Genomic DNA, 12,461 nt, shown 5'->3' on the forward strand with positions numbered 1-12,461 from the left:
AGGCTTTCAACTCAGTGTTCCGCCTGGCCGACCGGCCGGGCAGCGCCCGACCGCCCCGATGGGCGGGCGCTTCGCTTCCGCCCGCGGCCGGGCGCCGCCCTTCGTATCAGGGGAGTTGCCCATGATTGACGCCGATCCCGCCCTGCGCCCCGATCCGCTGCCCGAGGACAACGACCGCGCCCTGCGACCCCAGGGGTTGGGCGAATTCATCGGCCAGGCCGAAGCCCGCGCCAACCTGCGGGTCTTTATTGAATCCGCGCGCCGCCGCGGCGAGGCGATGGACCACACGCTGTTCCACGGCCCTCCTGGCCTCGGCAAGACCACGCTGGCGCAGATCGTCGCGCGTGAGCTGGGTGTGAACTTCCGCATGACCTCCGGCCCGGTGCTGGCCAAGGCCGGCGATCTGGCCGCGATCCTCACCAACCTCGAAGCCCGCGACGTGCTGTTCATCGACGAGATCCATCGGCTGAACCCGGCGGTGGAGGAGGTGCTCTACCCGGCGATGGAGGATTTCGAGCTGGACCTCGTGATCGGCGAGGGCCCGGCCGCGCGCACCGTGCGGATCGAGCTGCAGCCCTTCACGCTGGTGGGGGCCACCACCCGCATGGGCCTTTTGACCACGCCGCTGCGGGATCGGTTCGGCATTCCGACCCGGCTGCAGTTCTACACGATTGACGAGCTGTTCGAGATCGTCAGTCGCAACGCCCGCAAATTGGGCGCGCCTGCGGACGACGCCGGGGCCCGCGAAATCGCCCGCCGCGCAAGGGGCACGCCCCGGATTGCCGGTCGGCTGCTGCGACGGGTCGTGGACTTTGCGGTGGTCGAAGGTGACGGCACGATCACCCGCGAGTTGGCGGACGGCGCCCTGACACGACTGGGGGTGGATCAGCTGGGGCTGGATGGGGCCGACCGGAGATACCTGAAGCTGATCGCCGAAAACTACGGCGGCGGCCCGGTGGGGATCGAGACGATTTCCGCCGCGCTCAGCGAAAGCCGCGACGCGCTGGAGGAAGTGATCGAACCCTATCTCTTGCAGCAGGGTCTGATCCAGCGCACCCCGCGTGGCCGGATGCTGGCGCAAAAGGCCTGGACCCATTTGGGAATGAGCCCCCCGCGCAGCCAGAACGACCTGTTCGGGTAAAACAGACACGCACCACTATAAGTTGTGTCAGCGTTGCTGCCGCAATGTTTCGCGCGCGAAACAACAGGTCAGGTGTCCTGACCATTGCCCCCTGTGCCTGGACCGCTCCGGCAGGCGCTCCCGCCCGGCGTCGGCGCATCACGGATGCGCCTGCGCCCGTTGGGCCGGGCGCCGCGCTGGTGCGCGGCGCGGCCTTCGGCCGACGTCTCGCTGCAAAGAGACGAAAGGGCACTCCGGTATTGGACGCCGCTCCATTTGGGGGATTGCTGCGCCGCGCCAGCGGCGCCCGGCCCAAGGCTGTTTCCGCCCCTCTGGTGGAGCCAGAGGGGCGGACAGGCGCGGGAGCCCCCCTTGCCGTGGCGCGGCGCAGACGGCATAGACGGGGCAAGACCAAGGAGACGCCCATGACCCCCCAGTTGCCGAACCTGACGCCGGAGCAGATCGAAACCCTGTTCACCCGCAACGACGGCTCTTATGCCTTTGCCCGCTGGGGGCGGCCGGTTGCGCCAATCGTATTCGGCGTTCAGGACGAAACGCTGCGAACCATCAAGGGCGCGGTGGAGGCGGTGATGACGCTGGCAGGCCACCAGATGGCCGAGACGGACCCGGAACTGGGGTCGAACCTGATGTTCTTCTTCTTTCGCGATTGGGAAGAGCTGCTGGCGGTCCCGGATCTCGACCGGATGATCCCCGATCTCGCGCCGTTGGTCGGCCGTCTCAAGGCGGGCGGTGCGAGCCAATACCGCGCTTTCCGTTTCGACGAGCAGGGCGGCATCAAGGCGGCCTTTGTCTTCCTGCAGATGCAGGGCGCAATGGCGGAGTTGCCCGCGGAAACGCTTGCGCTGACCCAGGCGGTGCAGGTGGCGCTGCTGTGGGGTGACCGGGCATTCGCTGAGGCCTCGCCGCTGGCGGTGCTGCCAGAGACCGGCGCAACCATCCTGCGGCCCGAGATCGCGGGGGTGATCGCCGCCGCCTATGACCGGATGATGCCGGTGGCGGCAGAGGACAAATCCCATGCGCTGCGCCTGTTCGCGCGGCTGCAGGCGCCAGCCGAGCCACCGCAAAGCTGATGCGCGCCTTTGTCGGCCTGCTGCTGCCCGATGCGGCCCTCGACGCGCTGGAGCGGGTGCAGGAGGGGCTGACCGCGGGGCGGCATGTCGCGGCAGAGAACATGCACCTGACATTGGCCTTTCTTGATAACCAGCCAGAGGCCGTGCTGCAGAGGCTGCACCAGGACCTGGCCGAGATCAGCGCGCCGCCGGTGCGGCTGTCGTTCCACGGGCTGGACACGTTTGGCGGCAAGCTGCCGCGGGTGCTGGCGGCACAGGTGCAGAAGACGCCCGAGCTGACCCGGCTGCGTGACCGTGTTCGCGCCGCCTGCCGATCGGCCGGGATCGATCTGCCGCGCGAGCGCTTCCGCCCGCATGTAACCCTTGGACGCTTTCCTAGGCACTTGGACGCGGGGCAGGTGGACAGGGTGGCGCGCTATTTGGCGGCAGCGTCGGGTTTCCGGTTCGCGTGCGACGCGGAGCGCCTTGCGTTGTTCCAGTCCACCCTGGCCCCGCAAGGCGCGCGCTATGACATTCTGGCAGAGTATTCGCTGAGCGGTTGACCGGCTTGTGGGTGGCACGCCTCGCCACTAGTGTGCGCCGTAGCAGGCAGGAGAGCAGCGCATGATCCACCAATTCCCCGTCCGGGTCTATTACGAGGACACCGACATGGGCGGGATCGTCTATCACGCCAATTACCTGCGGTTCATTGAACGCGCCCGCAGCGACTGGGTGCGCGGCATCGGCGTCGATCAGAACGCCATGCGCGAGGCCGGGCTGATCTATGTGGTACGCCGCATCGAGGCCGACTATCTGGCGCCCGCAAAATTCGACGAGGAACTGCTGGTCACCACCCGCATGCACAAGGTGACTCCGGCGCGCATGACGCTGCAGCAGGAGGTCAGCCGCGCTGGTCAGCCGCTGTTCCGGGCCGAGGTCACCATCGTCTGCATGACCACCACCGGCAAGCCCGCCCGCCTGCCGGCAGAGATTCGCGCATTGATGTAACAATCGGCGCCGTCACGCCTGTTTCATTGGCCTTTCGATTTGTTCTGCGCTAGCGTTGCTGACAATAAAGGCCGGGCAAACGGTCAAGACATCATAGAGCAGGCGAAATGGAAGCAGAAACTCTGGCGCTGGCGCAGGAGATTGATTTCTCCATGTGGGGTCTTTTCGCGCGGGCCACCGTAACCGTAAAACTGGTGATGCTGATGCTGGTCGGGGCCTCGATCTGGTCCTGGGCCATTATCATCCAGAAGATGATCAACTATCGTCAGGCGCGCCGCGAGGCCGAGGCCTTTGATCAGGCCTTCTGGTCCGGCAATCCGCTGGACGAGCTGTTCGATCAGGTCGGCTCTGAACCACCGGGGCAGGCGGCGCGCATCTTTGCCGCGGGCATGACGGAATGGCGGCGCAGTCACCGCAGCGACGGGGCGTTGATTCCCGGTGCGCAGGCGCGCATCGACCGGTCGATGGATGTCGCGATCGCCAAGGAAACCGAAGGTCTGCAAAGCGGCCTGTCGGTGCTGGCCACCGTCGGCTCCACCGCGCCCTTCGTCGGGCTGTTCGGCACCGTCTGGGGCATCATGACCGCGTTCATCGAGATCGCCGAGCAGCAGAACACCAACCTGGCCGTTGTGGCCCCGGGCATTGCCGAGGCGCTGATGGCCACCGGTCTCGGCCTGCTGGCGGCGATTCCGGCGGTGATCTTCTACAACAAGCTGAGCGCGGACAGCGACCGCATCATCGGTGGCTACGAGGCCTTTGCCGACGAGTTCGCCACCATCCTCAGCCGCCAGCTGGATTCCTGAGCCATGGGCGCCGCAGTTCAGCAACCTCAGGGGGGCGGCAATCGCCGCCGGGGGCGCCGCCGCGGCCGCGGTCGGCCGATGTCGGAGATCAACGTCACGCCCTTCGTGGACGTGATGCTGGTGCTGCTGATCATCTTCATGGTGGCGGCGCCGCTGATGACGGTGGGCGTGCCGGTGCAGCTGCCCAAGACCGCCGCCGGCGCCCTGCCGGGCGACGAGGAAGAGCCGCTGACGGTGACCATGACCGCCGAGGGCGGCGTCGAGATCCAGACCACGCCGGTTGCGTTGGATCAGCTGGTGCCCAAGCTGCGCGCCATCGCGGCAGAGCGCAGCTCTGACCGGGTGTTCCTGCGCGCCGATGGGCGGATTGCCTATTCGGACGTGATGCAGGTGATGGGCGCGCTGAACGCGGGCGGCTTTTCGAACGTGGGGCTGGTAACGGATACCGGCGGCCCGGCGCTGGACGGCCAGCCGTCCGGGGGCGAAGGGCAGTAGGCGGGGACGCACAGGGTGCAGACCGGGACCAAAATCTCACTGGCGGGGCATGGGCTCCTGATGGGCTGGGTCGTCTTCGGCGCCTGGTTCCCGTCCGAGCCGTTGCCGTTTGAGGTTCAGCAGGTGTCACTGATCTCTGCCGAGCAATTCGAAAAGCTGAGCCAGCAGCGCCAGGCGCCCGAGCTGTCGTCCGAGCCTGCGCCGCTGGCCGAGCCGACGGAAGCGTCGCCCGCGCCGGACCTGGAGCCGCAATCGGATCCTGAGCCGCAGGTTTCCCAACCCGAGCCGGTGCCGCCGGTCGCGCCCGATCCCGAGCTGACGACCCGCCCGGAGCCGCGCCCCGAGCCGGAACTGCCGCAGCAGATCCCGCCTGCCGAAACCGAGCCGGAGATCGCCGAAGTGCTGCCTCAGCCGCGCCCCGAGGCTGAACTGCGCCCGGTCGACCGGGTCGCCCCGACACCGGTTGCCCCGCCCGAGCCGGACGTGGCGGTCGATGAGGTCGAGCAGCCCGAGGTCGCGCCGGAGGAAGGGGCCGAAGCGCCGCAGGAGGTGCAGGAGGCCACCGCGCCCGAGGCTGCCAGTGATCGCATCGTGACCGAGGAGAACAAGGGCGAGGAGATCGCCGCCTCTGCCGCGCCGACGACCTCGGTGCGGCCCAGAAGCCGTCCCGAGCGTCCCGCGCCCAAGCCCGAACCCGAGCCTGCGCCGGAGGTGACCGAAACCGCCCAAACGGCGAAGCCGCAGCAGCCTGCGGACCCGGCCCCGGCGGACACGTCATCCGCGGTTGAGGATGCCCTGGCCGAAGCGCTTGCGGGCGGCGGCGAGGTTCAGGCCCCGGAGCCGTCCGGCCCGCCGCTGACGCTGTGGGAGAAGGATGCGTTGCGGGTGGCGGTCTCGCAGTGCTGGAATGTCGGCTCGCTGTCGACGGAAGCGCTGAACACAACCGTGGTCGTTGGGGTCACGCTGCAGGAAAGCGGCAAGCCGGACACCGGCTCCATTCGGATGCTGTCCAGCTCCGGCGGCTCCGCGTCGGCGGCGAAACAGGCGTATGAGGCAGCTCGGCGCGCGATTATCCGCTGTGGCAGCAGGGGGTTCAATCTTCCCCCTGAAAAATACGACCATTGGCGCGATATTGAGATGACATTCAATCCCGAAAGGATGCGGATCAAATGAGGAATTACCTGGCAGCCCTTCTGATCGGAGCCTCGGCACTGGCCGGGGCGGATGTGGCCGTGGCTCAGTCCGGGCCGCTCCGCATTGAAATCGACCAGGGCGTGATTGAACCCTTGCCCTACGCGGTGCCGGATTTCGTGCCTGAAACCCCTGCGGCGGCAGACTATGCGCGCCAGATCGCGCGGGTGATCGCCGCCGACCTGAGCGGCACCGGCCTGTTTCGAGAGGTGCCTGCCAGCGCCCATATCTCGACCGTGACGGACTTTGACAGCCCGGTGAAATACGCCGACTGGAAGGCGGTCAATGCGCAGGCCCTGATTACCGGCGCGGTCGGCATCAACGGCAACCGGCTGACCGTGCGTTTCCGCGGATATGACGTGTTCGCCGAAAGCGAGCTTGGCAGCGGGTTGCAGTTTTCCGGTACCACCGATGGCTGGCGGCGCATGGCGCACAAGGTGGCCGATGCGATCTACAGCCGGATCACCGGTGAGAGCGGCTATTTCGACAGCCGGGTGGTCTATGTTTCCGAAAGTGGTCCCAAGAACGATCGCCGCAAGCGGCTGGCGATCATGGACTACGACGGGGCGAACGTGCAGTTCCTGACCAACAGCGCCTCACTGGTGCTGGCGCCGCGGTTCTCGCCCACTGGTGACCGGGTGCTTTATACCAGCTACGAGAGCGGCTTTCCGCAGATCCATGTGCTGGATGTTGGCCAGGTGCAACGCAAGGTCTTGTCCAGCGGTGATGGCACCATGAGTTTTGCCCCAAGGTTTGCGCCCGACGGGCGCACCATCGTCTACTCGCAGACGCAGGGGGGCAACACCGATCTCTACACCATGGATATCGACACCGGGGCAAAGACGCGGTTGACCTCGGCGCCGTCGATCGAGACCGCGCCGTCCTTATCTCCCGATGGCCGCCAGATCGTGTTTGAAAGCGACCGCTCCGGCAGTCAGCAGCTTTACGTGATGCCCGCAGGCGGTGGCGAGGCGCGGCGGATCAGCTTCGGCAAGGGGCGCTATGGCACGCCGGTGTGGTCGCCGCGCGGCGACATGATCGCCTTCACCAAGCAGAACAAGGGCCGGTTTCACATTGGCGTGATGCGCACGGATGGCAGCGAGGAGCGGCTGTTGACCGCGTCGTTCCTGGATGAAGGGCCGACCTGGGCCCCCAACGGGCGCGTCATCATGTTCACCCGTGAAAGCCAGGGCAGCACAGGCCGGGCGCTCTTGTACTCGGTGGATATCACCGGGCGGAACCTCAAGCCGGTGAAGACCCCCGACGGGGCCTCCGATCCGGCGTGGTCGCCGCTGCAACACTAACGGCAACAGGTGGCGACAGCCGCATGGAACCCGGATCGCGGTTGTGTTAGCGTCCGGACAAGAAACGCAAAGGGATAGGCGGACATCATGAGCGGTTTCAAATTGGTAATTGCGGCAGTGGCCGTACTGGGGTTGACGGCCTGTGGCAACACGCCCTGGAGCGATGACGTGAATGGCGGTGCCGGGGCTGGCGCCGGTGGCGCAGGTATCGGCGTGGGCGCATTGGATCCGGCCAGCCCGGCCTATTTCCGGGAAACGATCGGCGACCGTGTGTTGTTTGCCAATGACCAGTCCAGCCTGTCACCCGCAGCCCAGGCAACCCTGCAGGGCCAGGCGCGCTGGCTGACCCAGAATCCGGATTACGTGGTTACGATCGAAGGCCACGCCGACGAGAAGGGCACCCGCGAATACAACCTCGCACTGGGCGCGCGCCGGGCCAATGCGGCGCGTGAATACCTGATTTCGCAAGGGATTGCCGGTAGCCGCATCAAGGTGGTCAGCTACGGCAAGGAACGGCCGCTGGAAATCTGCTCGGAAGAGAGCTGCTATGCCAAGAACCGCCGCGCCGTGACCGTGCTGGCCGGTGGTCTGGTGGGGTAAGGTGATGAGACGCCTCCGCACCGCGCTTCTGGCTGTCGTCGTGGCGCTGCCGCTGCCCCTGGGCGCGCAGAATCAACAGACCCTGGCGGACATCCGCCAGGAGCTGACGGTGCTGCACGTGGAAATCCAGCGCCTGAAGCGGGAGTTGTCGACGACGGGATCCCCGTTGGTCGATACCTCGGGCAGCACGGTTCTCGACCGTGTCGGGGCCATCGAGAGCGAGCTGCAGCGGCTGACGCTACAGACCGAGAACCTCGAGAATCGGATCAACCGGATCGTCACCGACGGCACCAACCGGATCGGGGACCTCGAATTCCGCCTGGTGGAGCTGGAAGGCGGCGATGTCGGGGCTCTGGGTGAGACAACGACCCTGGGCGGTGGCGAGCTGCCCGCCGGGGTGGGAGACCTGTCTCCTGTCGAGACCGGGGACGCGGCTGACACGGCCACGGGTGAGCTGGCGGTTGGCGAGCAGGCGGACTTTGATGCCGCCGAGGCGCTGCTGGCGGAAGGCCAGTACCAGGACGCCGCGGAGAAATTCGCGGCCTTCAACCAGGCCTATCCGGGCAGCCCGCTGGCCGCGGCGGCGGATTTCAGCCGAGGCAAGGCGCTGGACGGTCTGGGCGACACGCGCGAGGCGGCGCGCGCCTATCTGGCCGCCTTCAGTGGCAATGCCACCGGGCCGGTGGCGCCAAAGGCCTTGTTCGAGCTGGGCGCGGCCCTGGGGCGGTTGGGGCAGACGGATCAGGCCTGCGTGACGCTGGCCGAGGTCGCCGTCCGCTTCCCCGGCACAGAGCCGGTGGCCGCTGCCCAGGCCGAGATGGACAAGCTGGGCTGTTCTTGACGGGACTGAGGCGGGATATCCAGGGGCTGTTGCGCCGTCAGTTCCCGCCAGAGCCACCTGCCAGACTGGGCATGGCCGTCTCGGGCGGCAGCGATTCGATGGCTTTGCTGCACCTGATGCAGGCCTGTTTCGCGCAGGAGCCGGTGGAACTGTTCGCCGCGACGATCGATCATCGCTTGCGGCCGGAGTCCGCCGACGAAGCGGCCTTTGTCGGCCGCACCGCGGCCCGGATGGGCATTGCGCATGACACCATCGAGTGGCGCGAAGGGCCGGGGCAGGGGAACCTGCAGAAGCAGGCGCGCGAGGCCCGCTATGAGCTGCTGACCAGCTGGGCCAGGCGCAAGGGGATCCCGGTGCTTTGTGTGGCGCATACGGCGGATGATCAGGCCGAGACGCTGCTGATGCGCATGGCGCGCGCCGCGGGGGTGTCCGGGCTGTCGGGCATGCCGCCCAGCCGTGTCCACAACGGGGTTACCCTGATGCGGCCGCTGCTGGAGGTGACGCGCAGCGAGCTGCGCCATTATCTGACCGAGGCGGGCCACGAGTGGTGTGAGGACCCGAGCAACAGCGATCTGCGCTACGAACGGGTGCGTGCCCGTCGCGCCCTGGCGGAGCTTGCGCCGCTGGGCCTGACGCCAACGGTGCTGTCCAAGGTTGCGCAGCATCTCGCCAAGGCGCGCGAGGCGCTCGACTGGTACGTGTTCCTGGCGGCGCGCGACATGGCGCATGTGCAGGCCGGTGCGGTGGTGCTGTGCCAGCGCAAGTTCCGAACGCTGCCCAGCGAAACGGGCTACCGCCTGCTGGTGAAGGCGATCCAGTGGGTTGCGGCCAGCGATTATCCGCCGCGGCGGGTGCCGATGGAGATCGCCGTGCTGGCGGCCCGGAACGGGGGCGCTGCGACGGTTTCGGGCTGCCATCTGCTGACCACCTCCAAGCAGATCTGGATCTGCCGAGAATACAACGCCTTGCGCGATCAGGTCGGGCTGCCGGGGCAGCTGTGGGACGGGCGCTGGACAGTCTTTGGCGGTGACGCGAAAGGCTGCGAGGTGCGCGCGCTGGGGCGCAAGGGGCTGGCGGGGAGCGCAGGCTGGCGCCTGTCCGGTGTGCCGCAACCGGTGCTGGAATCAACCCCGGCCCTGTGGCGCGGGAGCGATCTGGTTGCCGCACCTGCTGCCGGATTGGGCAACGGGTGGACGGCAGAACATGCCGGAAACGAAGAAGAGTTCTTCGCATCCCTTTTATCGCATTGAACCTGCCCGAATGATCCTTATTTTAAGGGCAACGCAGGCCACCGGTCAGGTGTGCCTAAATGATAGGGAGAACTTTCCTTGGGCAACGCTCGCAATATCGCCTTTTGGGTTGTTCTGTTTCTGCTGATCCTGGCGCTGTTCAATCTGTTCAGCGGTTCCGGCAGCACGATGCAGAGCCGTGAACGCACTTTCTCTGACTTTGTCAGCTCGGTCGAAACCGGCAAGGTCAGCACCGTCACCCTCGACGGAGAACAGGTGCGCTACACCACAACCGATGGGCAGAACTACATCACGATCAAGCCGGGCGATGCCGAAGTCACCGCGCTGCTGATTGAAAACGATATCCCGGTGCGCGCTGAGAAACAGCAGCAGTCCGGCTTTCAGTCTTTCCTGATCACGCTCTTGCCCTTCCTGCTGCTGATCGGTGTCTGGATCTATTTCATGAACCGGATGCAGGGCGGCGGCAAAGGCGGCGCGATGGGGTTCGGCAAGTCCAAGGCCAAGATGCTGACCGAAAAGCACGGCCGCGTCACCTTTGATGATGTCGCCGGTATCGACGAAGCCAAGGAAGAGCTGGAAGAGATCGTCGAATTCCTGCGCAACCCGCAGAAGTTCTCCCGCCTTGGCGGAAAGATCCCGAAAGGCGCGCTGCTGGTCGGCCCTCCGGGCACCGGTAAGACGCTCCTGGCCCGCGCCATCGCTGGCGAGGCAGGGGTGCCGTTCTTCACCATCTCGGGTTCGGATTTCGTGGAAATGTTTGTCGGTGTGGGTGCGAGCCGCGTGCGCGACATGTTCGAGCAGGCCAAGAAGAACGCGCCCTGCATCGTGTTCATCGACGAGATCGACGCGGTCGGTCGTCACCGTGGCGCCGGTTACGGCGGCGGCAACGACGAGCGCGAGCAGACGCTGAACCAGCTGCTGGTGGAAATGGACGGCTTCGAGGCGAACGAAGGTGTCATCATCCTCGCCGCGACCAACCGCAAGGACGTGCTGGACCCGGCGCTGCTGCGCCCCGGCCGCTTTGACCGCAACGTGACCGTCGGCAACCCCGACATCAAGGGTCGCGAGAAGATCCTCGGCGTGCATGCCCGCAAGACACCGCTGGGTCCGGACGTGGATCTGCGCATCATCGCCCGCGGCACCCCCGGCTTCTCGGGCGCGGACCTGGCCAACCTCGTGAACGAGGCGGCCCTTATGGCCGCCCGTGTCGGCCGTCGCTTTGTCACCATGGAAGATTTTGAAAACGCCAAGGACAAGGTGATGATGGGGGCTGAGCGCCGCTCGATGGTGCTGACCCAGGATCAGAAGGAAAAGACCGCCTATCACGAAGCGGGCCATGCCGTAGTCGGCCTGGTGCTGCCGGAGTGTGACCCGGTCTACAAGGCGACGATCATTCCGCGCGGCGGCGCGCTTGGCATGGTGGTCAGCCTGCCGGAAATGGACCGGCTGAACTGGCACCGTGACGAGTGTCAGCAGAAGCTGGCGATGACCATGGCGGGCAAGGCGGCCGAAATCATCAAGTATGGTGAAGATCACGTCTCCAACGGTCCTGCCGGTGACATCCAGCAGGCCAGCCAGCTGGCCCGTGCCATGGTGATGCGCTGGGGCATGTCCGACAAGGTCGGCAACATCGATTATGCCGAGGCGCATGAAGGCTATTCCGGCAACACCGCGGGCTTCTCGGTCTCGGCCCATACCAAGGAGCTGATCGAGGAAGAAGTGAAACGCTTCATCCAGGAAGGCTACGAGCGCGCCTACCAGATCCTGCTGGAGCATCGCGAAGAGTGGGAACGTCTCGCGCAGGGGCTTCTGGAATACGAGACACTCACCGGTGACGAGATCAAACGCGTGATGAAGGGCGAACCGCCCCAGGCGGGCGATGATGAGGATGGTGGTGAGGACGAAGGCAGCGCCTCGGTCACCGCGATCCCCAAGGCCAAGCCCAAGAAAAACCCTCCCGAGGGTGGCCTGGAGCCGGAACCGACAACCTGACTACTGCGTCATAGTCATAGATGACTGAAGCGCCCCGCATGCCATTCCGGCTTGCGGGGCGTTTTCTTTTGTCATTGCTGTGCTGACAGGACGGCCGTGGCGGCATGGCCGCTGGTGCCTGCCGGAAAAACCTGTAGCGTGCCGGTACTGACAATAGCCGAAGCAGGGGGGTACGATGCCGGTTTTTCGTGACAGCGGGTTCAAGGGTGAGATCGCATGGCTGGGCATGGTGCCTGCGGGTTCGGGGCTGCGGGCGGTTCCGAGCGACCAGTTGGATCTTGGGTTCGGAGGTGTGGCGGGTGAGCGTCACGCGGGCGAGAACCGGGCCTCCTGCGTGCGGGTGCGTAACCTGCACCCCGAAGGTACCGAGATTCGCAACACCCGACAGCTCAGCATCCTCTCGGAGGAGGAAATGGCCCAGATTGCCGCTGACATGGGGTTGGCGCAATTGCAACCTGAACACCTGGGGGCGACGCTTGTGCTGCGCGGAATCCCCGACCTGAGCCACCTGCCACCCGCCTCGCGGTTGCAGGGGCCGGACGGTGTGACCCTGACGACCGACATCGAGAACCGCCCCTGCGTGCTCCCGGGGCGGGAGATCGAAAAGGATCACGCCGGCTTTGGTCCGCGCTTCAAACGCGCGGCAGAGAACCGGCGGGGAATCACCGCCTGGGTCGAACGGCCGGGCAGGCTTGTGGTCGGGCAGGTCCTCAGCCTGTTTGTGCCGGATCAACGGGCCTGGGCCCCCTGACGCCCTTTCCTGACCGATGCCAGCTGCCGCGGGGAG

At 66.3% G+C, this 12,461-nt stretch carries 13 protein-coding genes; all 13 read left to right on the plus strand.

The genetic code is table 11. The annotated features are described in order from the left end of the window. The first annotated feature begins 121 nt into the window (after nt 1-121). The 13 genes from ruvB to AB9K35_RS10760 all read left to right on the plus strand — a co-directional run bounded on the left by ruvB (nt 122) and on the right by AB9K35_RS10760 (nt 12,425). Entirely contained in the window at nt 122-1,141 is a 1,020-nt protein-coding gene (gene ruvB, locus AB9K35_RS10700; RefSeq protein WP_222455352.1) for a Holliday junction branch migration DNA helicase RuvB, read from the plus strand. 404 nt (nt 1,142-1,545) lie between these two features. Continuing rightward, on the plus strand, nt 1,546-2,211 hold the full coding sequence (locus tag AB9K35_RS10705; RefSeq protein ID WP_369925978.1) for a hypothetical protein: 666 nt from the start codon (nt 1,546-1,548) through the stop codon (nt 2,209-2,211). Continuing rightward, entirely contained in the window at nt 2,211-2,753 is a 543-nt protein-coding gene (gene thpR, locus AB9K35_RS10710) for an RNA 2',3'-cyclic phosphodiesterase (protein ID WP_369925980.1), read from the plus strand. Before AB9K35_RS10705 ends, thpR begins: the two co-directional genes overlap by 1 nt. A 61-nt stretch (nt 2,754-2,814) precedes the next feature. Next, nucleotides 2,815-3,198: a tol-pal system-associated acyl-CoA thioesterase gene (gene ybgC, locus AB9K35_RS10715; RefSeq protein WP_222455349.1), complete on the plus strand. Its 384-nt coding sequence runs from the start codon at nt 2,815-2,817 to the stop codon at nt 3,196-3,198. Nucleotides 3,199-3,305: 107 nt separating this feature from the next. Further along, entirely contained in the window at nt 3,306-4,001 is a 696-nt protein-coding gene (gene tolQ / locus AB9K35_RS10720; protein WP_222455348.1) for a protein TolQ, read from the plus strand. A gap of 3 nt (nt 4,002-4,004) precedes the next feature. Next, nucleotides 4,005-4,496: an ExbD/TolR family protein gene (locus AB9K35_RS10725; protein WP_369925982.1), complete on the plus strand. Its 492-nt coding sequence runs from the start codon at nt 4,005-4,007 to the stop codon at nt 4,494-4,496. A 15-nt stretch (nt 4,497-4,511) separates the two neighbouring features. Continuing rightward, nucleotides 4,512-5,669 (plus strand): energy transducer TonB, encoded by a 1,158-nt coding sequence (locus AB9K35_RS10730; RefSeq protein WP_369925984.1) that lies wholly within the window; start codon nt 4,512-4,514, stop codon nt 5,667-5,669. Continuing rightward, nucleotides 5,666-6,991 carry a Tol-Pal system beta propeller repeat protein TolB gene (tolB, locus tag AB9K35_RS10735; RefSeq protein ID WP_369925986.1) on the plus strand — a complete coding sequence of 442 codons (1,326 nt, stop codon included), beginning with the start codon at nt 5,666-5,668 and terminating at the stop codon, nt 6,989-6,991. The genes AB9K35_RS10730 and tolB overlap by 4 nt, the downstream gene beginning before the upstream one ends. 87 nt (nt 6,992-7,078) lie before the next feature. After that, entirely contained in the window at nt 7,079-7,591 is a 513-nt protein-coding gene (gene pal, locus AB9K35_RS10740) for a peptidoglycan-associated lipoprotein Pal (RefSeq protein WP_369925988.1), read from the plus strand. 4 nt (nt 7,592-7,595) lie between these two features. Continuing rightward, nucleotides 7,596-8,432, plus strand: coding sequence for a tol-pal system protein YbgF (gene ybgF / locus AB9K35_RS10745; protein WP_222455343.1), 837 nt, complete (start codon nt 7,596-7,598; stop codon nt 8,430-8,432). After that, complete coding sequence (tilS, locus tag AB9K35_RS10750; RefSeq protein WP_369925990.1) at nt 8,429-9,682, plus strand: tRNA lysidine(34) synthetase TilS; 1,254 nt, start codon at nt 8,429-8,431, stop codon at nt 9,680-9,682. Before ybgF ends, tilS begins: the two co-directional genes overlap by 4 nt. A gap of 78 nt (nt 9,683-9,760) precedes the next feature. Next, nucleotides 9,761-11,674 carry an ATP-dependent zinc metalloprotease FtsH gene (ftsH, locus tag AB9K35_RS10755; protein WP_369925991.1) on the plus strand — a complete coding sequence of 638 codons (1,914 nt, stop codon included), beginning with the start codon at nt 9,761-9,763 and terminating at the stop codon, nt 11,672-11,674. A 175-nt stretch (nt 11,675-11,849) separates the two neighbouring features. Further along, nucleotides 11,850-12,425, plus strand: coding sequence for a sulfurase (locus AB9K35_RS10760; RefSeq protein WP_369925993.1), 576 nt, complete (start codon nt 11,850-11,852; stop codon nt 12,423-12,425). The last annotated feature ends 36 nt before the right edge of the window (nt 12,426-12,461 follow it).

This window comes from Leisingera sp. XS_AS12 (assembly GCF_041224635.1).
Classification (GTDB): domain Bacteria; phylum Pseudomonadota; class Alphaproteobacteria; order Rhodobacterales; family Rhodobacteraceae; genus Leisingera.

Bases quoted from the DNA above. Each gene is read 5' to 3' on its own strand.
- ruvB (WP_222455352.1), top strand. From the start codon at position 122: ATGATTGACGCCGATCCCGCCCTGCGCCCCGATCCGCTGCCCGAGGAC.
- AB9K35_RS10705 (WP_369925978.1), top strand. From the start codon at position 1,546: ATGACCCCCCAGTTGCCGAACCTGACGCCGGAGCAGATCGAAACCCTG.
- thpR (WP_369925980.1), top strand. From the start codon at position 2,211: ATGCGCGCCTTTGTCGGCCTGCTGCTGCCCGATGCGGCCCTCGACGCG.
- ybgC (WP_222455349.1), top strand. From the start codon at position 2,815: ATGATCCACCAATTCCCCGTCCGGGTCTATTACGAGGACACCGACATG.
- tolQ (WP_222455348.1), top strand. From the start codon at position 3,306: ATGGAAGCAGAAACTCTGGCGCTGGCGCAGGAGATTGATTTCTCCATG.
- AB9K35_RS10725 (WP_369925982.1), top strand. From the start codon at position 4,005: ATGGGCGCCGCAGTTCAGCAACCTCAGGGGGGCGGCAATCGCCGCCGG.
- tolB (WP_369925986.1), top strand. From the start codon at position 5,666: ATGAGGAATTACCTGGCAGCCCTTCTGATCGGAGCCTCGGCACTGGCC.
- pal (WP_369925988.1), top strand. From the start codon at position 7,079: ATGAGCGGTTTCAAATTGGTAATTGCGGCAGTGGCCGTACTGGGGTTG.
- ybgF (WP_222455343.1), top strand. From the start codon at position 7,596: ATGAGACGCCTCCGCACCGCGCTTCTGGCTGTCGTCGTGGCGCTGCCG.
- AB9K35_RS10760 (WP_369925993.1), top strand. From the start codon at position 11,850: ATGCCGGTTTTTCGTGACAGCGGGTTCAAGGGTGAGATCGCATGGCTG.